This is a genomic window from Trinickia terrae (genome assembly GCF_005144415.1).
GTDB classification, from domain to species: Bacteria; Pseudomonadota; Gammaproteobacteria; order Burkholderiales; family Burkholderiaceae; genus Trinickia_A; species Trinickia_A terrae.
Genome location: NZ_SWJE01000008.1, coordinates 169,615 through 192,226 on the forward strand (window position 1 = coordinate 169,615; position 22,612 = coordinate 192,226).

General features: G+C 65.3%; 18 protein-coding genes. 12 read left to right on the forward strand and 6 right to left on the reverse strand.

What is annotated here, in order from left to right:
- Positions 1 to 196: 196 nt before the first annotated feature.
- The 3 genes from FAZ69_RS15840 to FAZ69_RS15850 form a co-directional block, all read right to left on the reverse strand.
- A complete protein-coding gene (locus FAZ69_RS15840; protein ID WP_136896016.1) occupies positions 197 to 502 on the reverse strand; it encodes a panthothenate synthetase in 306 nt (101 codons plus the stop codon).
- Positions 503 to 677: 175 nt separating this feature from the next.
- Positions 678 to 1,946, reverse strand: a complete 1,269-nt coding sequence (locus FAZ69_RS15845) for an RNA polymerase sigma factor (RefSeq protein WP_136896017.1) — start codon at positions 1,944 to 1,946, stop codon at positions 678 to 680.
- Positions 1,943 to 2,314 (reverse strand): YciI family protein, encoded by a 372-nt coding sequence (locus tag FAZ69_RS15850; RefSeq protein ID WP_136896018.1) that lies wholly within the window; start codon positions 2,312 to 2,314, stop codon positions 1,943 to 1,945. The genes FAZ69_RS15845 and FAZ69_RS15850 overlap by 4 nt, the downstream gene beginning before the upstream one ends.
- A 420-nt stretch (positions 2,315 to 2,734) precedes the next feature.
- Between FAZ69_RS15850 and FAZ69_RS15855 the strand changes: the two genes are divergently transcribed.
- Both FAZ69_RS15855 and FAZ69_RS15860 read left to right on the forward strand, forming a co-directional pair.
- Positions 2,735 to 6,976, forward strand: coding sequence for a bifunctional nitrate reductase/sulfite reductase flavoprotein subunit alpha (locus FAZ69_RS15855; protein ID WP_136896019.1), 4,242 nt, complete (start codon positions 2,735 to 2,737; stop codon positions 6,974 to 6,976).
- 454 nt (positions 6,977 to 7,430) lie between these two features.
- Entirely contained in the window at positions 7,431 to 9,440 is a 2,010-nt protein-coding gene (locus FAZ69_RS15860; protein WP_136896020.1) for an Ig-like domain-containing protein, read from the forward strand.
- Positions 9,441 to 9,639: 199 nt separating this feature from the next.
- On the opposite strand, the gene FAZ69_RS15865 is transcribed toward FAZ69_RS15860, so the two are convergent.
- Both FAZ69_RS15865 and FAZ69_RS15870 read right to left on the reverse strand, forming a co-directional pair.
- Positions 9,640 to 10,368 carry a cytochrome c biogenesis CcdA family protein gene (locus FAZ69_RS15865; RefSeq protein WP_136896021.1) on the reverse strand — a complete coding sequence of 243 codons (729 nt, stop codon included), beginning with the start codon at positions 10,366 to 10,368 and terminating at the stop codon, positions 9,640 to 9,642.
- Positions 10,368 to 10,754 (reverse strand): thioredoxin family protein, encoded by a 387-nt coding sequence (locus FAZ69_RS15870; protein ID WP_136896022.1) that lies wholly within the window; start codon positions 10,752 to 10,754, stop codon positions 10,368 to 10,370. Before FAZ69_RS15870 ends, FAZ69_RS15865 begins: the two co-directional genes overlap by 1 nt.
- Before the next feature lie 137 nt (positions 10,755 to 10,891).
- On the opposite strand from FAZ69_RS15870, the gene FAZ69_RS15875 reads away from it, so the two are divergent.
- Both FAZ69_RS15875 and FAZ69_RS15880 read left to right on the forward strand, forming a co-directional pair.
- Complete coding sequence (locus tag FAZ69_RS15875) at positions 10,892 to 11,524, forward strand: J domain-containing protein (RefSeq protein ID WP_136896023.1); 633 nt, start codon at positions 10,892 to 10,894, stop codon at positions 11,522 to 11,524.
- Between the two features lie 168 nt (positions 11,525 to 11,692).
- Positions 11,693 to 12,871 carry a GGDEF domain-containing protein gene (locus tag FAZ69_RS15880; protein WP_136896024.1) on the forward strand — a complete coding sequence of 393 codons (1,179 nt, stop codon included), beginning with the start codon at positions 11,693 to 11,695 and terminating at the stop codon, positions 12,869 to 12,871.
- On the opposite strand, the gene FAZ69_RS15885 is transcribed toward FAZ69_RS15880, so the two are convergent.
- The gene (locus FAZ69_RS15885; protein WP_240702256.1) at positions 12,868 to 14,307 is read right to left on the reverse strand and encodes an aminotransferase-like domain-containing protein; all 1,440 of its coding nucleotides are present in this window, start codon (positions 14,305 to 14,307) and stop codon (positions 12,868 to 12,870) included. The two genes, FAZ69_RS15880 and FAZ69_RS15885, sit on opposite strands and share 4 nt — an antisense overlap.
- Before the next feature lie 481 nt (positions 14,308 to 14,788).
- Between FAZ69_RS15885 and FAZ69_RS15890 the strand changes: the two genes are divergently transcribed.
- From FAZ69_RS15890 to FAZ69_RS15925, 8 genes are read left to right on the forward strand one after another with little or no spacing between them, the layout of a single operon-like run.
- Positions 14,789 to 16,150 (forward strand): KamA family radical SAM protein, encoded by a 1,362-nt coding sequence (locus tag FAZ69_RS15890; protein WP_136896026.1) that lies wholly within the window; start codon positions 14,789 to 14,791, stop codon positions 16,148 to 16,150.
- A 4-nt stretch (positions 16,151 to 16,154) separates the two neighbouring features.
- Positions 16,155 to 17,228: an Ldh family oxidoreductase gene (locus FAZ69_RS15895; RefSeq protein WP_136896027.1), complete on the forward strand. Its 1,074-nt coding sequence runs from the start codon at positions 16,155 to 16,157 to the stop codon at positions 17,226 to 17,228.
- Positions 17,225 to 18,127: a branched-chain amino acid aminotransferase gene (locus FAZ69_RS15900; protein ID WP_136896028.1), complete on the forward strand. Its 903-nt coding sequence runs from the start codon at positions 17,225 to 17,227 to the stop codon at positions 18,125 to 18,127. Before FAZ69_RS15895 ends, FAZ69_RS15900 begins: the two co-directional genes overlap by 4 nt.
- The gene (locus FAZ69_RS15905) at positions 18,120 to 18,884 is read left to right on the forward strand and encodes a TauD/TfdA family dioxygenase (protein WP_136896029.1); all 765 of its coding nucleotides are present in this window, start codon (positions 18,120 to 18,122) and stop codon (positions 18,882 to 18,884) included. The genes FAZ69_RS15900 and FAZ69_RS15905 overlap by 8 nt, the downstream gene beginning before the upstream one ends.
- An 11-nt stretch (positions 18,885 to 18,895) precedes the next feature.
- Positions 18,896 to 19,831 (forward strand): diiron oxygenase, encoded by a 936-nt coding sequence (locus FAZ69_RS15910; RefSeq protein ID WP_136896030.1) that lies wholly within the window; start codon positions 18,896 to 18,898, stop codon positions 19,829 to 19,831.
- A 47-nt stretch (positions 19,832 to 19,878) separates the two neighbouring features.
- Entirely contained in the window at positions 19,879 to 20,724 is an 846-nt protein-coding gene (locus FAZ69_RS15915) for an N-acyl homoserine lactonase family protein (protein WP_136896031.1), read from the forward strand.
- Between the two features lies 1 nt (position 20,725).
- A complete protein-coding gene (locus tag FAZ69_RS15920; RefSeq protein WP_136896032.1) occupies positions 20,726 to 21,268 on the forward strand; it encodes a cupin domain-containing protein in 543 nt (180 codons plus the stop codon).
- Positions 21,265 to 22,521, forward strand: coding sequence for an MFS transporter (locus tag FAZ69_RS15925; RefSeq protein ID WP_136896033.1), 1,257 nt, complete (start codon positions 21,265 to 21,267; stop codon positions 22,519 to 22,521). Before FAZ69_RS15920 ends, FAZ69_RS15925 begins: the two co-directional genes overlap by 4 nt.
- The last annotated feature ends 91 nt before the right edge of the window (positions 22,522 to 22,612 follow it).

Below are 22,612 nucleotides of genomic sequence, written 5' to 3' on the forward strand. Positions count from 1 at the left end.
GTAGCGACAGTCGGATCGACGCCACATAAACGGCCGTAGTTAAAGTCAAGCGATCGCTCGCCCACGCTGATGCTGTTGCTTCGCGGGATTTTCAGGAGGGTGAAGTTGACCCGCCAAAACGGACACCTATTCTCTTTGTGAGGAGGTGCCGAAATGAGCAAGCATCGTACGCTGTCTCCGCGGCATGCAGCGCCCGCTATTTCCACTTCGACCCGAGCCTCTCCAACCCGGCTTTCTGCAGGTCTTCCGGTACCATCACGACGCGAAACTCGCAGTCGGCGTTGAATTTGAGAAACCACGGCTCAGCAAACGCGGGAATCTGCGACGGCTCATCGAGGTTGATGACGAGGATGGCCCCGCGTGCTCCGCTTTGCTCCGTAAAATAGGCGGCTTCCGGTTTCGTCTCTTCAAGTATCTTCGCCATCACTTCCCCGATGGTGCCGTCGCGTACAAAAGCATTGAATGGCTCGTGGGGAATTCGTATGTTGAGAAGCATGCGCATGGTCGTTCTCCTTGCCTTGGGGCCTTGAAAGAACTCTTCAAGTCTTCAAGCATAGGAGATCCCCGATGCTCATTTAGTGGCCTCGGCAACACTCCCTGCGTATTGGTGCGCAACGGTACTGAGCATCGGAAACCAGTGAATCGACGCGGAGCGGCCAACAAGCGCAAGGCGCCATCTAGCCACTCGCCGAGGACAGCTCCATGCGCTTTCGCTGCAGGAACCGGCGCACGGCCGGATCGGGCTCCAGGCCAATCGCGAGATCGTACGCGCCGAGCGCTTCGGCCGTCGCGCCAGCACGTGCGAGCAGATCGGCGCGCACGGCCCAGTACGGCTGATAGTCGGCCAGCCGCGGATCGTCCGCATACGGCGCGAGCGCGTCGAGTGCCGCCTGCGGGCCGTCCCGTTCCGCCAGCGCGATCGCGCGGTTCACCGCGACCACCGGCGACGCCGCGATCGCGAAGAGCGCATCGTAGAGCCGCACGATCTCGTCCCAGTTCGGGCGATGCGTCCGGCAGCGGTGCACGTGCGCAGACTGCAGCGCGGCCTCGAGCTGAAAGCGTCCGATTGTGTTGAATGCGCTCGCGCGCCGCAGCAGTGCGTTGGCTGCATCGATCATCGGCGCGTTCCAGGTCGCCGGATCCTGATTCGAGAGCGGCACGTAGTCGCCGGCCGCATCGCGTCGCGCATCGCGCCTCGCCTGCGCATACAGCATCAGCGCGAGCAGACCAAGCGTCTCTGGCTCCTCGGGCAGCAGCTCGACGAGCAGTTGCGCAAGAAACAGCGCCTCGCCGGCGAGATCGCGCCGCACGGTATCGCCGCCGGCCGGGTCAGTCCACCCTTGCGCATACGCCGCGTAGACCGCTTCCAGCACCGAAGCGAGACGGCCGGGCAACTCCTCGCGCTCGGGCACGCTGAACGGAATGCCCGCGTCGCGGATCTTGTTCTTCGCCCGCACGAGGCGCTTGCTCATCGCGGCGGGCGACATCAGGAACGCGGACGCGATCGTCTTCGCTTCGAGCCCCAGCACCACCTGCAGCATCAGCGGCGTGCGAATCGCAGCCTCGAGCGCGGGGTGCGTGCACGCGAACAGCAGCGCAAGACGCCGGTCGGGCAACGCGCCGGCTTCACGCTCGTCGATTTCGTCGGCGAGGATCGCGAGCTGGTTCGCCACTTCAGCGCCGACCCAGCGATGGCGCGCGCCGTCGATTGCCCGGCGGCGCGCAACCGTCATCAGCCACGCTTCGGGATTCGCGGGGCAGCCGCGCTGCGGCCAGTCCGCGAGCGCGGCCGCGAACGCGTCGGCCAGCGCGTCCTCGGCCGCGGCAACGTCGCGCGTGCGCATCGCCAGCAGCGCGACGAGCTTGCCGTAGCTGCGGCGAGCGACCGCCTCGGCAATCGAATGCGCGGCGCCGTCAGCGTCACGATCGCCGCCGGACAGACTCATGGAGCCGATGGCGCATCGTAGGGGGCGGTCCAGACCGGGCGCACTTCCATGATGCCGTGCCCCGCGCCGGGACAACGCGACGCCCACGCGATCGCCGCGTCCAGGTTGGGCACGTCGATCAGGAAGTAGCCGGCGAGTTGCTCCTTCGAATCGGAATACGGTCCGTCGAGCACCTGCGGCTTGCCGTCGACGAGCCGCACCGTGGTGGCCGTGTTCGTGTGCTGCAGCCGGTTGCCGCCCACCAGCGCCTCCGCCTTTGTCAACGCTTCCGAGTACGCCTGATACGCGGCGACGCCTTGCTGCCGCTCGCTGTCGCTCATCTGGTTCCAGCGGTTTTCTTGCGAATAGATCATCAACAGGTATTGCATATGAGCCTCCGTCATGGGGTCGAGGCGGACGAATGACATCGGGCCGCCATCACAATGTCGCGCGGGCCGCATGCCGATGGACAGGATGCGGCGAAAAAAATTTCGGCGATATGCAGGCACAGCGCGCACGCATTGGGTGCTGCGTCGCACCATGCGCGTGCCGCCTTGCATTGAAATGCATCGTTAAAAGACGGGCCGAGCCCTCAGGAAATACGCCCAATCCCCGTTGATTCCCGCGCCCAGCCCCGAATCGCCAAGACTGGCGCGGAATTTGCATTTCGCAACCCGTCAGGACCAACGCTGGTCCGGACAGTGGAATTGCGGAACCCGTGTTGGGGAAAGTAGTACAGGGCAACGGCGTCCTCAAATCCGGTCATCAGACCGGGTTTGAAGGACGCTTTTTTATTTTCTGAAGAGCGAATGACCGGCAAGACCGTCGATACCGTTTGCCCGTACTGTGGCGTTGGCTGCGGGATGACCCTGCACGTCGAGAACAATCAGGTCGTCAAGATCTCGGGGAACGCGGAGCATCCGTCCAACTTCGGGCGGCTCTGCACCAAGGGTTCGTCGGCGCATGTCGCGCTGCGCAAGTCGGGGCGCCTCGAGAATGCGTTCGTCCGTCACGCCCGCGATCAGGATCCCGTTCCGGCGCCGATGGCCGAGGCGCTCGACGACACCGCGCGCCGCCTGCGCGCGATCCTCGACGCGCACGGCCCGGACGCGCTCTCGTTCTACGTCTCGGGCCAGATGTCGATCGAGGCGCAGTACCTCGTCAACAAGCTCGCCAAGGGCTATGTCGGCACCAACAACATCGAGTCGAACTCGCGGCTGTGCATGGCGAGCGCCGGCAGCGGCTACAAGCTCTCGCTCGGCGCCGACGGGCCGCCCGGCTCCTATCAGGACTTCGACCGCGCCAACCTGTTCTTCGTGATCGGCGCCAACATGGCCGACTGCCATCCGATCCTGTTCCTGCGCATGATGGATCGCGTGAAAGCAGGGGCGAAGCTGATCGTCGTGGACCCGCGCCGCAACGCGACCGCCGAGAAAGCGGATCTCTTCATGCAGATCCGGCCGGGCACCGATCTCGCGCTCCTCAACGGCCTCTTGCATCTGCTGCACAAGAACGGCCACACCGACGCCGCGTTCATCGCCGAGCACACGGAAGGCTGGGACGAGATGCCGGGCTTCCTCGACGACTACTCGCCGGAGAAGGTCGCCGAGATCACCGGCATCGCCGAGGCCGACATCCGCCAGGCGGCGCAATGGATCGGCGAGGCGCGCGAATGGATGAGCTGCTGGACCATGGGCCTCAACCAGAGCACGCACGGCACCTGGAACACGAACGCGATCTGCAATCTCCATCTCGCCACCGGCAAGATCTGCCGCCCCGGCAGCGGCCCGTTCTCGCTGACCGGGCAGCCCAACGCGATGGGCGGCCGCGAGATGGGCTACATGGGGCCGGGCTTGCCCGGCCAGCGCTCGGTGCTCGTCGACGAAGACCGCGCGTTCGTCGAGGACGTGTGGGGTGTCGAGCGCGGCACGCTCAAGACCTCGCTGGGCAAAGGCACTGTCGATATGTTCTCGCGCATGGCCGCGGGCGAGATCAAGGCGTGCTGGATCATCTGCACCAATCCGGCGGCGACCGTCGCGAACCGGCAGACCGTCACGGCCGCGCTGCGCGCCGCCGAGCTCGTGATCGCGCAAGACGCGTTCCTCGACACCGAGACCAACCGCTACGCCGACGTGCTCCTGCCGGGCGCGCTCTGGGCCGAGGCCGAGGGCGTCATGATCAACTCCGAGCGCAACATGACGCTGATGCAAAAGGCGATCGACCCGCCCGGCGAAGCGATGCCCGACTGGCAGATCATTGCGAGCGTCGCTTGCAAGATGGGCTTTGCCGATGGGTTCAGCTATGCGTCGGCGGAAGAGGTGTTCGAGGAGATCGCGCGCTTCTCGAACCCGAAGACCGGCTACGACCTGCGCGGCGCGAGTCACCGCAAGCTGCGCGAGACGCCCCTGCAATGGCCTTGCGCGCCGGATGGCGCGAGCGACCGCAACCCGATCCGCTACCTGAACGACGGTGTGAGCCAGACGCTCAAGGAACGCCCGGACGGCAGCCGGCCGCGCCTCGTCTTCGCGACGCCGCACGGCAAGGGCGTGTTCTTCGCGCGCCCGCACGTCGAGCCTGCCGAGATGCCCGACGAGACGTTTCCCGTCGTCCTCAACACGGGCCGGCTCCAGCATCAGTGGCACACGATGACGAAGACCGGCAAGGTCGCGATGCTCAACAAGCTCAATCCGGGGCCGTTCGTCGAGATCCATCCCGAGGACGCCGCGGCGCTCGGCATCGCGGACAAGGGCCGCGTCGAGATCCGCTCGCGTCGCGGACGCGCGCTCTTGCCGGCGCGCGTGACCGACCGCGTGCGTCCCGGCAACTGCTTCGCGCCGATGCACTGGAACGACGTGTTCGGCGACGACCTGTGCATCAACGCGGTCACGAGCGATGCCATCGATCCGGTCTCGCAGCAGCCCGAGCTCAAGTTTTGCGCGGTGGCGTTGAGCCCGGTTGCAGCCGACGAAGCCCCGTCGCTCGCCCAGGACGACGCGCCGGCCGCCGCTCGCGCGGAACGATCTCATGCGGAGGCTGTGCAACCAGCCGCCAACGCCGCCGAAGCCACTCATACGCATACGCCCCAGGAACTCGACATGTCCCGTATCGATGCGCTTGCCGCGCTTGTCAATGTCAGCGAAGTCGCTGCGCCGCAGTTGAGCGACGCGGAACGTGTCTACCTGGCCGGTTTCGTCAGCGGGCTGCGCTCGTCGAAAGGCGCCGAGGGGGCGGGCGTGCCCGTGCTGCCGCTGAGCGCGCCGTTTCCCGCCGCCACCCGGGCCTGGCTCGACGGGCTGCTCGCGGGCCTGTTCAGCCGCAGCGGCGGCGCGCCGAGTGCGCCTGCGCTGGCAGCGCCGGCCGCCGTCTCCGCCTCCGCCGTCGTGGAAGAGCACTCGCCCGGCGTGCGGATCGCGCACACGCGTCCGAAGGTCGTGCTGCTGTGGGCGTCGCAAACGGGGAATGTCGAATCGCTGGTCGAGCGCTATGCCACGCAGTTGATGCAATCGGGCTTCGAGATCCGGGCCACGTGCATGGCCGATTTCGCTGTCGCCGGTCTCGAGAAAGCGCACTACGTGCTGCTCATGACGAGCACCTTCGGCGACGGTGACCCGCCCGACAACGGCCAGGATTTCTGGGCCGCGCTGAAGGCCGAGAGCGCTCCGCGTCTCGCCGCGCTGCGCTACGCGGTGCTCGCGTTCGGCGACCGCAACTACGATCAGTTCTGCGGGCACGGCCGCAATCTCGACGCGCGCTTCGCGGAGCTTGGCGCAGTTCGCCTGATGGAGCGCGTGGATTGCGACAGCGAGTTCCAGCCGGCCGCCGACGCGTGGCTCGAGCAGATCGTCGCGCGCATCAAGGAAGCCGACGCGGCGCTGCACGCCGTGCCCGCCGAAGGGGCCATCCCCGAGGTGCTGCCCGGCTGCGCGGCCACGAAAACGCGGCCGGCGCCGTCGCGGCTTATCCAGAACGTGCGGCTGAACAAGGCGGGGGCGTCGAAGGATACGCGCTCGTTCTCACTGTCGACGGGCTCGACGGGCGATGGCGGCCTCGAATACGAAGCCGGCGATGCGCTGGGCGTATGGCCGACCAACTGCCCCGAGCTCGTCGACGAAATGCTGAGCTTGACCGCGCTCAAGGCCGACTCGCCGGTCAGCGTGCAGGGGCTCGGCGACATGCGGCTCGCCGACGCGTTGAGCAAGCACTTCGAGATTGCGCGCCCGAGCCCCGAGGCGCTGGCGTTCATCGCATCGCGCGCGCAAGGCGGGGCGCTCAAGGATCTGCTGGCTGAGGAGCGCAAGGCCGATCTCAGGCAATGGTTGTGGGGACAACAATTGACCGACGTGCTGCACGAGTTTCCGGTCACGCTCACGGCGCCGGAGCTGATCGGCATGCTCAAGCGCCTGCAGCCGCGCCTCTATTCGATTTCGTCGAGCCCCAAGGTGCATGCGGGCGAGGTGCATCTCACGGTGGCGGCGGTGCGCTACAACAACGGACGCCGCGAACGCAAAGGCGTGTCGTCGACCTTTCTCGCGGATCGCGCCGAGGAAGCGAACGTGCCCGTGTTCGTGCAGAAGACCACGCATTTCCGTCCGCCGCGCAGCGGCGATGCGCCGATGATCATGGTCGGCCCCGGCACGGGCGTCGCGCCCTTCAGGAGCTTTCTGCACGAGCGGCGCGCACGCGGCGACCGCGGGCGTAACTGGCTCTTTTTCGGCGAGCAGCATGCGGCCACCGACTTTTACTATCGCGACGAGCTGGAGGAGATGCACAAAGGCGGCTTGCTGAGCCGTCTCGACGTCGCGTTTTCGCGCGATCAGCAAGAGAAGGTCTACGTGCAGGACCGCATGCGCGAGAACGGCGGTGAGATGTGGGCATGGCTGCAGGAGGGCGCCTGCTTCTATGTATGCGGAGACGCGAGCCGGATGGCGAAGGACGTCGATGCGGCGTTGCGCTCGGTGGTGGCGCAGCACGGCGGGATGACGGAGGACAAAGCTGCGGAGTACGTATCGCAGCTTGCGAAGGACAAGCGCTATGTTCGCGATGTTTATTGACTGGCGCTCAATCTGCTAAAGCGGCGAAGAATTCGCTAAAACAGCAAAGGCGACGATGAATTTGCTAAAGCCTAACTGACCTCATTTTCAGGAATTCCTGACCCAGTTCTCGCTAGGCCCGAATAGGCTTTGCAACGTACACTTCAAACCTGCGTCAAGCGATATCGCGCGCTTGCCAAAAGCGCATGACGATATTGCCGTCCGCTTAGAGCAGTTCCTTTCTCTCGACCTCTGGAGCGCCCTGGTTCCAGAGATCTTCCCGCGTCATGCGTTGCGTGGCGCGTCTTTTTGGTGTTTTCCGCAAACGATTGCCAAACCAACGAGGTGTCGCAAAAGCGACGCCCCGTTTGCTATTTGCCCTTGTCACGCGGCATGGAAATTTTTTGTAAGGGCGTCGCAACCGGATAGCCGCCATCGCGCACTCACGGCTACCGGGTCCTCGAGATAAAACGACATGCGCGAAATCGCAAGCAGAAAGAGCCACGTAAAAACCATCGCGACGCTCGCGGCCGCCGCCGTGTTGTCGCTGTCGATTCTTGCCGCTTGCGGGGGCGGTGGAGGCGGATCGTCGTCGTCTTCTTCATCAGGCACGACGTCCACGACGACCGGCGCGGCGGCGACCACCTTGACCGGCACCGTTGCCGTGGGCAGCGCGCTCGCCGGCGCCACGGTCACCGTGACTGGCGCGAACGGCGTCAGCGTGACCACCACGACCGATGCGTCGGGCAACTATTCGGTGTCGATCGCAGGCCTCACCGCGCCGTTCGTCATCGTCGCGACCGACCCCACGGGCGCGCATTCGGCGCTGGTTTCCGTCGTCGCATCGCTGCCCTCGAATTCGAGCGCGCCCGTCGTCGCCAACGTCACGACGCTGACCTCGGCCGTCGCCGCCTTGCTGACCTCGAGCGGCAACCCGCTTGAACTGGTCTCGAGCACCAAGCTGTCGGCGCTCGTCACGACGTCCACGGTGCAAGGCGCCGTCTCCAAGCTGAACACGCTGATCGCGCCGATTCTCAGCGCCAACGGGATTTCGAGCAGCGCGTTCGATCCGATCGGCGGCGCGTTCGCTGCGAACCAGACCGGCGCCGATGCCGTGATCGATGCCGTCACGCTGACCACCGACGCCTCGGGCGGCTGCCAGCTCGTCTCGTCGGCGAACTCCGGCAATGGCGTCTCGCTGAGCAGCAACACCAACGTCAACACCATCACACCGCTCTCGGCGCCGCCTGTCGCGGTGTCGGTGTTCGCGACGCTGACGACCGAGCTCTCGCAATGCCTGGCCGGCACGTCGAGCGCCTGCTCGCAAGCGATCGATGCGAGCTATCTCGACAATGGCTTCACGAGCTTCACTGCCGCGCATACCGCTTTGGCCTCCACCGGCGTGACCGTTGGCCTGCCGCAGCCGCTGCAGTTCTTCACGACGAGCGGCGGCACGCAGAAAGCGCTCGTCATCGTGCCGTACAAGACGTCGAGCGGCGGGCGCGGCTTCGAGCTGACGACCGTGCAGCAGCTTTCGAGCGGAAGCTGGGACATCATCGGCAACCAGCAGCCGTTCAACGTGACGATCACGTCGTTCCTCGCGCGCCGGCAATTCGTCGATTCGACCGATCAGCCGTTCAGCCGCTTCGAATCGGGCATTGCGATCCGCATTCCGGCGGGCGCGGCGGGTACGCCGAACCCGGCCAGTCTCGCCGCCGCATCGGTGACGGGTCCCGGCATCAACGGCACCGTTTTCCTCGTGCCGCGCAACGGCACAGGCAACGACTTGCTCGCGCTCACGAGCACGGCGCAGAGCTCGGCGCCCACCGGCAACGCGACCACGAGCTCGAACACGAACCTCTACCGCTGGTCGTGGCAGTCCATGCTTGGCGCGAGCTCCACCTTCGTGCCGGGCACGAGCAACCTCGGCTTCTATACGCCTTCGCCGATCGACGTGTCGACGGTGTCGCCGTTCGCGACCTACACGGTGACGTTTTTCGATTCCACGGGCACGCAGATCGGCAGCGCGTTCTCCGTCGTCAATCCGACGGTGGCGTTCCCGTCGTCGTCGGGCTTCTTTACGCCGTGGCCGTCGCTGACCCCGGACACGATCGCCAACGTGCTGACGCCGGGCGGCTCGGAATCCGGCGCGCAGGCGACGGCCGATCTGGCGTGGTCGACGGTGTTCGGCGGCTTTGCCGTCAATTTCGGGCCACTTGTCACGAAGGCGCAGGTCCTCGGCGTGCCGGGCACGGCGGCATCGTCCACGGCGGCGGTCGAAGGGTGGGTCAAGGCGCCGGCGTCGTTCTCGTCGACCGGCCAGTATTCGGCGACGGTCACGGCCGGCGTCGACCAGAGCGGCACGCAGGAGTGCACGTCATCGTGCTCGTTCCCGGCGTTGCAGAGCGGCGGCTCGCGCAGTGTCGAGCTTTACTGGCCCGCGGGCGTGGCGTCGTTCTACGACATCTGGACTGTCCGCGACTGACGGGGGCGCGCCGCTGGACGGCGCGACGACGAGCGAGGCGGCTCTGTGTCAACGGGATGACGCCAAGCCGCCTCGCGCCGACTTATCCCCAGTTTTTGTGAGCAAGGCTGTGAATAACTTGAGCACATGCCGCCCAAGTGCTTGAGCGGCAAGCATTCTTTACCGAGGGTGCGGGTCTGGGCAGGCGCGCGCGAGGCGCTCAGATGGAAGTCGTCAGCGAAGTCAGCCAATCGGGGCTCACCGCGAGCAGCGCCGCTTCGACCTGACGGTCGAGCCCCGTAGCGATCAACACACCGGACGCGACGAACAGCGCCCCGAGCACGATCCGCCCCGTCGCCCCTGTCGCGCCGATGCCGCCGCGAAACCTCGCGAGCGCCGCGTGTGAAAACGTTCCCAGCAGCATCAGCGGCAGCGCCGCGCCCACGCCGAAGCACACCATCAGCGCCGCGATGTTGCCTAGGTGCTGGCCTTGAGCCGCGAGCGTCGTCGCCGCGCCGAGCGTCGGGCCGACGCAGGGCGCCCACACCGCGCCGAGCAGCAGGCCGATCCCGAACTGGCCGAGCACGGTCTCGCCTTTCAGCTTCGCAAGCCAGGTTTGCGCGTGCTCGGCGAGCGGCGACACTCCGCGCGAGAAACGCGCCTGCAAGCGGTGTGAAAGCATGACAGCGCCGAACACGATGAGGAGCACGGCCGCGGCTTTGCGCAGCACGTCGTTGTCGAGGCCGAGCGAGGCGCCGGCCGCGGCCAGGAAAATGCCGATCGCGGCAAACGACAGGCCGAGCCCCGCCGCCAGCGCGAGCGGCCCGAGGCGATGCGCGGCCAGCGCCGACGCCATCAGGATCGGAATCAGCGGCAGCACGCACGGCGAGAGCGTCGACAGCGCGCCCGCGAGCAGGCCGAGGCCGTACGTGCTCCACGTGAAAGCCATCACAGCGCCTTTTCGAGCGTGCTCTTGATCGCCGGCTCGCTCGTCTCGCCGGTCGATCGGGCCACCTCGTGGCCGTTCTTGAAGACGACGAACGTCGATTGCTGGGTGACGTTGAGTGAGCGCTTGAGCGCCGCCTCTTTGTCGTAGTCGGCTTCGAAGAGCGTCACCTCCTTGAGCGCGGGCGAGGCGGTGAGCCGGTCCACGATCGGCTGTTGGATCTTGCAGGTCGGGCACCACGTCGCATGGAAATACACGACGACGGGCTTGCCCTCGGACTTCAATCGATCAAATGCGCGCTGGTCGAATGGGCGTTCGCCGGCGGACGCGATCCCGAAGGCGAGCAGCAGGCACGCGCCTGCGAAAAATTTGCCGATGCGGTTGATCATCGTTGTTCTCCAGACGGATTGGGCGGAGCCGGTTGCCCCTGTTACTGATACGCGCCCGGCGCCGGTTCGGATGCGGCGCGGCGCTGCCATGCGTGCGTGCTACGATGGCCCGGCATGAAACTCGGATCGGGCAATCGATGGCGACGCTATATGACAGGCTGGGTGTGCGCGAGGACGCCACCGTTGACGAAATCAAGGCCGCATACCGCAAGGCCGTGATGAAGTGGCATCCGGACCGCAACGCCGGCCGCGAGGAGCAGGCTCGCGCGGCGTTCCTGGAGATCAAGGAGGCTTACACGATCCTGTCGGACCCGCTGCAGCGCAAGGTCTACGACGCCGTGTACGCGGACGAGATGCGGCGCTTCAAGGACCAGCAGGAACAGGAGAGGCGCGCGAAGGCGGAGCGCGAGCGCAAGGCGCAGGCCGCCGCCGAGGCCAGCTACGCGGCGCTCGTGAAAACGGCGATGCGCTTCGCCGACGACGGGCACAACCGGGACGTCCTGTTCGGCGTGCTGCTCGGCCGCGATTGCGACGCGCCGCTCGCGGCGCGTATTGCCGACAGCGTGTGGGCCCTGCACGAATCGCGCAAGGCGCCGCCGCCTTCACCCGAGCCCGCGAAGGCCGCCGCCGCGCAAGCGCCCGAGGCGCCCAAGGCAGCCGCTGCGCCCAACGAGCCGCAACCTTCGAAAGACGAAGCGCCTGCTGCGGAGGAGCGCTCGTCCGGTGTGTTCCATTCGCTCTGGCATAGCTTCTTCGGGCTGCGCTCGTAGCGGGGCGACGGGCGGGCACGCCGCCGAACGCCTGGTCCAGCGGGGCAAATTTGGTTGCGGCCGCAACAAATTGACGTAAATGGCGTCAAGAGCAGGCGCGCGCGGCCGTTAACCTTCTCGTACACAGACAGACGTTGCGGCGTTTCAGCGGCCCCCTCTCGCGCGCCTATGCTATTCAGCCCGATCAGCATTCTTGCCGTTACCGTTCTCTCCGGCCTCATGAGCATGGCGGTCCTCGGCTCGCTGCGGGCCGCCGCGATTCCCGGGCTGACGTACTGGATCAGCGCCAACGCCCTTTCGATCGTCGCCTTCGTGCTGTTCGCCATGCAGGGGCATGCGCCGCGCGGCCTGACGATACTTTGCGCGAACGGTTTGCTCGCGTTTGCCATGCTGCGCGTGCTCAACGGATGCCGCCTGTTCTTCGGGCGCCGCCGCGAGCAGTGGCAGGAGTACGCCGCGCTCGCCGCCATGGTGTTCGCGATCGCGTACTGGACCTACGTCACGCCCCGCATCGATATCCGCATTGCCGCGGTATCGGCTTTTCATGCCTACGTCTACTTCGCGATCGGCTGGCTGGCGCTCCGGGCGAGCATGCCGCAGCGGCCGAAGTATCCGTACCGGTTCATGACTGTGGTCTCGTTTCTCGGCGGCGTGGGCCATGCGGCGCGCGGCTTCACTTATGCGCTCGGGCTCGTTCATCAGCAGACGCTCCTCGAATCGACGCCGGTCAATGTCGCGTTTCTCGGCATCGGCATCCTGCTGCTGCCGTGCCTGTCGATCGGCGTGGTGATGCTGGCGCACGACCGCATGGCGGAACGGCTCGAGCGCCTGGCGAACGTCGACGAGCTGACCGGCGCCTTGTCGCGCCGCGAGTTTCTCGCCCAGGGGCAGGCGATGGCGAAAGCGTCGCGCGGTGCGGCGAAGCGGCTTTTCATGGCGATCGTCGACATCGATCACTTCAAGTCCATCAACGACGCGCACGGCCACGCGAGCGGCGATCTCGTGCTTGCGCACTTCGGCTCGGTCGTGGCCGGCAACCTGCGGGCGAGCGATATCTTCGGCCGCCTCGGCGGTGAGGAGTTTGCGGTGTTTTTCCCGGCGGAGGAGGGCAACGAAGCCGCCGCGATGATCGACCGGCTGCGCATTTGCGTGGCGGCGTCGCGCTGCAGGGTGGCGGACGCGGAGCTGTCGTGCACGTTCAGCGCCGGCATCGACGAATACCGCGCCGGCGAGCCGCTCGCGGAGCTGATGGCGCGTGCGGATCAGGCGCTCTATGCCGCGAAGAGCCGGGGGCGCAATCGGGTCGCGGCGGCGTGGCCGATGGATCGGGAGGCGGAGAGTGCCTAGGGATGGTGTTCGATCAAGGTGCCGTTGCCTCCGATCTCCCGGGTCAACCGCGCCAGTGTTTTCAGCGCCGCGTCAATCTGCGCATCGAACGGCCTGCCGGCGCTGAGCCGCAGGCAATTGCTGAACTTGCTGGTGTTCGAAAAAATCGAACCCGGGCAAATTCGGATACCTTCGCGTAACGCGTTTTCGAACAGCGTATCGGTGCTCAGTTCGTCGGGCAGACTTATCCAGAGCAATAACCCCGCTTCGGGCCGGGTCACAACGGTCCCGGCGGGGAAATAGCGAAGGATCGCATCGACAAACTGCGTGCGCTGCTGCGTGAGGAGCGCGTTCAGGCGTCGCATATGCCGGTTGAATGCGCCGCCGGCCATGAAGTCGGCGGCCGCCAGCTGCGCCATTTCCTCGCGATGACGCGACACCGCGTACATCAGCATTTCGATTTTCTTGTGCCATTTCCCGCCGATCAGCCAGCCGACTCGCAACCCCGGCGAAAGCGACTTATTGAGCGAGTTGCAATAGATCACATTGCCCGTCTTATCCCACGCCTTGAGCGGCCGCGCATTCGCGGGACTCGGCAAAAATGCACCGTAAGTATCGTCTTCGATTATCGTCATATTATGCTTATCGCATAATTCGACCATTTTGATTTTCAGCGTATCGGGCATCACGCTGCCGAGCGGATTTTGCACTGACGGCATGCAGACCACCGCCTGAATGCTGCCCATGTGATTAATCGCAAATTCGAGCGCATCCACCGACATGCCGGTTTGCGGATCGGTCGGAATTTCGATCGCTTTCAAACCGAGTGATTCGATGATTTGCAATATCCCGAAGTAGCTCGGCGATTCGATCGCGACGATGTCGCCTGGCCCCGTGACCGCGCGCAGCGCGAGCGACAGCGCTTCGCTGCAGCCGTGCGTGACGAGCACCGCGTCGGCGTCGACATGCAGTCCACGTGTCACAGAGGACCGCGCGATCGCTTCCTTGAGCTTACGCACGCCGTCGGACTGCGGGGCGGATTCGTACATGCTCGGCTTCGCGCGCAGGATGCGCAGCAGGGTGTCGCGCAACGCGGCACCCGGATAAAGCGCGGGCGCGCAGACCGCGCCGGCCAGATCGACCTTGGGTGGACGCTGGAGACCGCGCGCGAGCGTGACCGAGATCCGTTCGTGGACGCCAACGTAATCGGCCGGATCGATCCGTTGCTCGGTTCCGTCCGCTTCAATTTCGCGTTTTTCCTTGAAGCGTGTAATCGCGCGCTTCGGATCGCGAATGAAATAACCGGTTCGCGGCTTTGCCTCGACATAACCGTGCTTTTCGAGCACGCGGCACGCTTCCACCGCCGTTGAAATCGAGACGCGATGCAGCGCCGTCAATTCCCTCAACGACGGCATTCTTTCCCCTTCCGACAGAGAACCGCTTTCGATGGCCTTCATATAGTGCTCTGCGAGTAAGCGATATTTTTGGGGCATCTTCTCTGCCGAAAAGCCAATATAGATTCGGCAAATTATACCGGAACAGTAATTCTGAATCGGGCGCTATGCTGTATGAACTGCAGCATTTTTGTGCCTATCTAGTTGCAAGAAAATCCGCGACGATGACGATGCGTTTGAAAAACATAGAAACCGGCGGAAACAGGCTTCGCGATATCGACGCAGTTTCGTTGTAAGGCGCATGCAATGTCTGTTCGTGAGGGGGCGATGGTCCGCCGGATGCGCCGGCGCACGCTCGTTGCCGCTACGTCAGCACCGCGGGGTGTGCCGGTTGCCGATCCTCGTTTCATCCGGTTCAAACGTCGGTTGGGCCGATTGTCCAATGAACATATGCGCGCCAGCTGTCGGAAGGCGGTGATCTTCACGACGAAAATCTCATCATTCTAATGATTAGGATGTCGAATAGTATTCGTAAGGGGTGACTGTGAACGCTGAAAAATTCAAAGCCTATAACGCCAGATCGATTGCGAATTCTCCGTATTGGCCGAAGATCCCCGACGACGTAAAAGATGCGCTCGGAACGGTTTCTCGGGTGTTGCCATTCAGGACCAACGAATACGTATTGCGCGAGCTGATCGATTGGGATCGCGTGCCTGACGACCCCGTGTTTCGCCTGACGTTCCCGCATCCCGACATGCTGCCGCCGGAGGACCATCGCCGATTGCGCGAGTTGCTGTCGGACCCGTCGAACGACGCTGCCAGTGCGAACTATATCGACATGCTGCGTCACCGGATGAACCCTCACCCGGCTGGACAGATGACGCACAACGTGCCGACGCTCGACGGCCGCCCGCTGCCGGGGCTGCAGCACAAGTACCGCGAGACCGTGTTGTTTTTCCCTGCGGCTGGGCAGACGTGCCACGCATATTGCACGTTCTGTTTCCGCTGGCCGCAGTTTATCGGCGCGGAAGACATGAAGTTCAACGCGCGCGAGTCGGATGAACTGAGCCTGTATCTCACCCGCCACCCGGAAGTCACTGACGTGCTGGTTACCGGCGGCGATCCGATGGTGATGAATGCCGACTCGCTGACCGGCTATATCGAGCCGCTGCTGAAGATCCCGCATCTGCAGAACATCCGGATCGGCACTAAGTCGGTGTCGTACTGGCCGCAACGGTTCGTGACCGACAAGGACGCCGATGCGGTGATGCGCCTGTTCGAGCGGGTTGTTGCGCATGGCAAGAACCTGTCGATCATGGCGCACTACAACCATCCGGCGGAGTTGCGCCCGGCGCTCGCGCAGCAGGCGGTGAAGCGGATCACGAGCACTGGCGCGACGGTGCGGATGCAGTCGCCGATCGTGCGTCACATCAACGATTCGGCCGGCTCGTGGCAGGAACTGTGGACCACCGGCGTGCGCCTTGGCGCGATCCCTTATTACATGTTTATCGAACGCGATACCGGTCCGCAGCGCTATTTCGAGCTGCCGCTCGTCGAGGCCTACGAGATTTTCAAGGCCGCGTACCAACGCGTATCGGGCCTGTCGCGCACGGTGCGCGGTCCGTCGATGAGCACGCTGTACGGCAAGGTGCTGGTCGACGGCGTCGCGACGATCGCGAATGAAAAGGTGTTCGTGCTGCAGTTCCTGCAGGCGCGCGATTCCGACTGGGTCCGCAAGCCATTCTTTGCGAAATTCGACCCGGAAGCAGTGTGGTTCGACGACCTGCAGCCGGCCTTCGGCGCGCCCGCGTTTTTCTTCCAGCACAAGGGCGAGCCCGCATCGCGAAAACCGATCTATCTGCACCGCGAAAGCCAGTCCGAACAGCCTCTCACTCTTGCGAGCTAATGCAATGACGAACCTGATTCAGGCAGAACTGCTTCACCAGCTCTGCGACACGGCGGCGCGCCAGCGCGGCCTGAGCGAACAGCACGCGGCATGGTTCGCTCAGGGGCTGATCCGCACGTCGCTGATGGGCATCGATACGCACGGCGTGCGCCTCTTGCCGCTGTATCTGCGAGAGCTCGACGAGGGCCGCAGCAATCCGCGTCCGAACCTGCAGGCCGTGCGGCAATTTCACGGCACCGCGCTTATCGATGCGGATGCGGCGCTGGGCGTTGTCGCAGGCACGCATGCAGCGCAACTCGCCGGCGACCTCGCGCGCACACACGGGGTTGGCGTGGTTGCGGTGGCGAATTCGAATCACTTCGGTGCGGCGTCGGTGTACGGCGAGCAGATCGCGTCGCAGGGGCTGGTCGGCCTCGTCACGACCAGCGCCGCCGCCCGGATGGCGCCGTTCAACGCGAAGCGCGCGATGTTCGGGACCAACCCGATCTGCTTCGCCGCGCCGGCGCGCGGCGGCGATCTGTACCTGCTGGACATGGCGACGAGCCAGATCTCGTACTCGCAGGTCAAGCATTTTCGCCGCAACGGCCTCGCGTTGCCGGCCGGCTGGGCGCTCGACGGCGACGGGCAGCCGGTCACCGATCCCGCGCGGGTTGAATCGCTCGCGACGCTGGGCGGCTACAAAGGCCAGGGTCTCGCGATGATGGTGCAGATCCTTAGTTGTCTGCTGACATCGATGCCGTTCGATCACCAGCTGCCGCATCTGGATGCCGAACCGTACGACCGCGGACGCCAGATCGGCCACTGCTTGATCGCGATCGATCCGGAGCGCTTCACTTCGCTCGATGAATTCACTGCTGGCGTGTCGGCGCTGATGCAGACGATCCGCGAGACACCGGCTGTTGACGGCGAGCTCGTGCAAGTGGCCGGCGACCCGCAGAAAGCATCGATCGCCCGTCGCACGCAACACGGCATTCCGCTGAATGACGACGAACTGCGCGGTTTGTCCGCGGAAGCGCAGCGTCTCGGCCTCACTCACATCTTTTCGCGCGGCGAAGCGCTGCATAAGGAGCTTGCATGACCACCCCGATCGTTCCCTTCGACCAGCGCGAAGGACATATCTGGCTCGACGGCGCGTTCGTCGAATGGAAGAGCGCGAAGATTCATGTTCTCACGCACGGGCTCCACTACGCGAGCTGCGTATACGAAGGCGAGCGCGTGTATTCCGGCCGGGTATTCCGTTTGCGCGATCATACGGACCGGCTGTACCGCTCGGCCGCGATGCTCGATTTCGCGTTGCCGTACACGAAGGACGAGCTCGAGGCGGCGACGGCGAAGCTGATTGAGATGAACGGCATTGTCGACGGTTATGTGCGGCCTGTCGCGTGGCGCGGCTCCGAGCAGATCTCGACGTCGGCGCGAGCGAGCCGCATCCATGTCGCGCTCGCATGCTGGAGCTGGCCGAGCTACTTCGATCCGGAAGCGAAGAAGCGCGGCATCACGCTCGAAACCGCGGCGTGGCGCCGCCCGCCGCCATCGTCCAGTCCGTTCGCGGCGAAGGCGTCGAGCCACTACATGATCGCGACGCTTTGCAAGCATCGCGCGGAAGACAACGGTTTCCAGGACGCGCTGATGCTCGACTGGCGGGGCCGGATCGCCGAGGCGACCAGCGCGAACATCTTCTTCGCGCGCGACAGCGAGCTGCATACGCCGGCGCCGGACTGCTTCCTCGACGGCATCACGCGGCAGACCGTCATCGAGCTTGCGCGCGAGCGCAATCTGACGGTGATCGAACGCGCGATCCTGCCGGACGAGCTGGGCACGTTCAGCGAGTGTTTCGTGACCGGGACTGCCGCCGAAGTCTGCCCTGTCAGTCGGATCGACCAGCATGCGTTCACGCCTTCGGCGCTGACGTTCGACCTGATGTCCGCGTATGCGGACCTGGTTCGTCAACCAGCAGGAGCGGCTATCCATGCATAGCACGCTCGATATCGGCATCGCCGAGGTTGCCCCGCAGCTCGATGCGGCACGCGACGAACTGCACAGGCAAGGCTGGACCGTGCTGCTGCCGCAGGCGCTCGAACCCGGCGTGCGGGCGACGCTCGCGCAGTTCGGCGCGATAGTGCCGCAATACAACGGCCAGGACACCTGGGAGGTGAAGGCCAAACCCGGCTTCGAAAAAGTGCCGTATTCGCAGAGCCGAAACGGCATCGGCCCGCATACCGAGGTGCCGGTCGGCGCGCCGCCGCCGCGCTATCTGGCGCTGCACTGCCATCGCCAGGCGCGGTGCGGGCAAGGGCATACGCGCCTCGCGGACGGCGTCGCGTTCTGCAGCTCGCTCGACCCGGAACTGCAGAGGTTCGTCCGCGAGACGCCGGTGACGTTCGCCGCGACGCTGGCGCCGGGCGCCACGCCGCGGCAGACACTGACCGTGCCGATCATGGGCAGCGACGGCGGCCGGCCGGTCTTCCGCTTCAGCTACAACCAGTTTTTGTATGGCGACGTAAATCCGTCGGAAGCCGCACTCGACGATGCGTCCGCGCGCCCCGACGCCAACGCGCCGCTCGTGCGCCTTGCGACGCTGGCGGCCGCGTACTTCGAATCGCACGCGGTGCCCGTGCTGATCCCGGACGGCCATCTGCTGATCTGGGACAACCACCGGCTGATTCACTCGCGCAGCGCGTTCTCGGACCCCGAGCGCCACTTGACGCGCTACTGGCTGCAAACCGCTCATTGAGGGACTCTGGGATGACGAATGCAAACAAGGCGCTGATTGCGCAACTGAACAACGCATGGCCGCGTCGCGCGACCGTCTGCGACATGGCGAAATTCCGCGTCGAAGGCGAGTTCGACGCGAGCCGTCCGGATTATCCGGTCGCGCTCGTGCCGTTCTTCGAGCACGACGCGATCCAGCGGCTCGACGACCCGGTGAAGCATGCGATCCTCACTTGGGGCTGGATCGGCTACAACCGCCGCACGGTCGCCGCGGAAGATCATGTGGTGAATCCGGCGCTGAACTATCTGGCGAGCGAAATCCTGCCGGGCGACGATTGGGTGTTTACCGAGTCGATCCGGCAGACGCTGATCGACGAGCACTATCACACGCTGATGCACCTGGGCGCGATTCAGCGCACGCGCCGCCAGCGGCAGATCGACATTGACATGGACCTGCCGATGTCGGTCACCTATCGCGAACTCGAGGCGCTGAAGGCGACGCTGGTCGAGCCGTGGGAGAAGCAGCTTGCCGCCGTCGCATTCGCGACGGTCGCGGAGATCAGCGTCAACGCGTTTCTCGACATCCTCGCCGACGACGAGACGATTCAGCCGCAAAACCGCAGCGTCGCGCAATTGCACAATCGCGACGAATATGCGCACAGCAAGACGCTCGGCGAAATCAGCAAGGTGGTGTTTCACCGGCTGAACCCGAAGCAGAAAGCGTTTTTTGTCGCGACGCTGCCGTTCGCCCTGCGTGCGTTCGTCGCGCAGGATTTCTCGATGTGGGAGGCGATCCTGCAGCAGCTGAAGGTGCCGAACGGGGTCGACATCATCTGCGATTGCCGCCAGCCCGGCCGCGAAAGCGCGTTGACGCGCGACTACAGCGGCTTGCACCGGCTTGCCGACGAGCTCGGCATTCTCGGCGAGCTCAATTTCGAATTTGCCGGCGCCGCGCAGCCTGCGCATTGACCGCGCATTGGCCGCTGCATCGCTCAACTCTCTTTCGGAGCAGGATCATGACGGACCTGACGACACCGTATTACGAGGTGTACGCGCTTCGTATCGGCAGCAACGCGCAACGGACCGCGCGTGAAAGCTTCTTCTTCGACGCATGCTGCGGTCCGCCCGATGCGTCGATGCCGCTCGACTATTTCTTTTGGGTGATTCGCGATGCCGCGCGGACGGTGATTGTTGACACGGCGTTTCCGGTGTCGACCGGCTTGCGCCGCGACCGGCAGATGATGCGCTCGGCCGGCGACGCACTCGCCGGTCTTGGCATCGATCCTGCCACGGTGCGCGACGTGATCGTTACGCACCTGCACTGGGACCACGCGGGCAATCTCGACCTGTTCCCGAATGCGCGCGTGCACGTGCAGGGGGCCGAGCTGCGCTTCTGTACCGGCGCGGAGATGCGTCACCTGCCGTTGCGCAAGATCTACGAGCGCGACGACGTGATGCAGGCCGTGAGCATCCTGTACGACGGCCGGCTCGTCGTGCATGAAGGTACGGCCGAGTTCGCGCCGGGCATCGAGATGTGCCTGGTCGGCGGCCATACGCCGGGCAGCCAGGTCGTGCGCGTCGCCACGCGCCGCGGGCACGTCGTGCTGGCTGCCGATGCTGCGCATCTGTGGGCGAACGTGCGCGGCCGCCGCGCATTTCCGATCCTGCACGATCTGTCGAAAGTGCTGGACGCATTCGAGACGATCGACGCGCTAGCCGATGGTCCGGACCACGTGATTCCCGGACACGATCCGCTGGTCGCGACGACGTTCCCGCGTTTCGGCGACGATCCGCATACGTTCTGCCTGCACGAGGACCCGCTGCCCGATCGCGCGAGCCGGCCGGCGGGGAGGGATCGCTGAGATGGCCGATACCGTTATTCATGGCCGGCTGTTCGACTATCGCCGGTACCGCAGCCATTTTGCCGATGCCGCGCCGCGCGCGGTCGCGTGGTCGTGGCCGGAGATTGCCGCAGGGCTCGCGTCGTCGCAGCATGGCGAGCGGGGCACCTTCACGTTGTCGGCCGACGGCGCGGCAGCCGGCTGCGAAATCCTGCCGGGCCTCGCGGTCAACGTGCAAGTCGTGCAGGCCGGCGCATCGACGCGGCCGCACGCGCATGCATGGTGGCATCTGTTCGTCGTGCAGTCCGGCAGCGGCACCGCGTATCTGGGCGCGCAGCGCGATCCGGTGCGGCTCGCCGCGCGCGATCTGCTGCTGGTGCCGGCGTGGTGCGAGCACGCGTTCCAGTGCGATGCGGATGCCGCGCTGATCCTGTTCAGCGCGAGCAATCTGCCGCAGCAAACCGCGCTCGGCAACCAGAAGTCCCACGAACCGGCTGACGAACGGCCCGACGAGATGGTCGCGCCAGTCATCGAACAACCCCTACAGACAGGACCCCATTCATGAGCTCGATGAATCATCCGCCAGTCGACCTCTCGCAGGATCGCGGCGACCGGTATCGCTGGATCGTGCTCGGCGTCGCCGCGCTTGCGCAAACGGCGGCGTCGATCACTGCGCAAGGCATCTACACGCTGATCCCGTCACTGCAGACCGCGTTCCATCTGTCCGAGGCCACCAGCGCGCTGGCGGTGTCCGCGCTGAACGGCGGCCAGGTGGTGACGATGCTGATGCTCGGCTGGCTCATCGACCGTTTCGGCGAACGGTATGTGGTGGCGTTCACGATGGTGATGATGGGCGCCGCGGCGCTGGCCGGCTCGGTGGTGTCGACGAGTTTTGCCGTACTGCTGCTGTTCTTCGTGCTGGTTGGGACGTCGTATGCGTCGGTGCAGCCGGGCGGCACGCGGGCTATCGTCCGCTGGTTTCCGCCCAGCGAGCGCGGAATGGCAACCGGTGTGCGGCAGGCGGGTCTGCCGCTCGGCACTGCGGTCGCCGCGATGATGCTGCCGCTGATCGCGGCGACCTATAGCTGGCGTGCCGCGCTGGCCATGCAGGGCGCGATCGGCATCGCCGGCGGCATCCTATTCGGATTGCTGCATCGCGACGAGCGGAACATTGCGGGCGCGCCCTCCGCCGCGCCGCCGAACCTGCTGAAGGCCGTCAAGCTGGTGGCCGGCTATTCGGCGCTCTGGCCCGTGATGCTGGCCGGCGCGGTGATGGTCACGTTCCAGTACACGTTCGCGACGCATGCGATCCCGTTCGTCGCCACGCGTTTCCACTACTCGGTGGTCGCTGCCGCGCTGCTGTTCTCGGTATCGCAGTGGCTCGGCATCGTCGGGCGTGTGGGGCTCGCGTGGGTCAGCGACCGCTTCTGGCCGAATCGCCGCGTGCGTTCGCTCGGGTTCAGCATGGCCGTCTGCATCGCGGCGACGATGTCGCTGCTGGCGCTGCCGGCCGGCACGTCGAACGCCGCGCTGACTGCGATCTTCTGCGTGGTCGGTCTGTTCGGCGTCGGCTGGTATCCGCTGTATCTGCTGCAGATCGCCGAGATGGCGCCGAAGACCGTGGTCGCATCGACGATCAGCTTTTCGATGACGCTGAACATGGTCGCGATCTGCATCATGCCGCCGATTTTCGGCGTGATCGTCGACCGCTTCGACTACGGCACGGCGTGGAGCACGCTCGCGCTGCTGGTGCTCGCCGGCATCGCGGTCCTGTGGCGAGGCGCGGCGCAGGCCGAAAGGGCGCGCGCGAACAGTTGAACCGGCGCGGGGCGCAAACGTGTTGCCGACGCGCGCGAACGGCCTGTGCTGCGTCGGATATGAAAGCTTTTGTTCCAGTCAACCGGAAAGG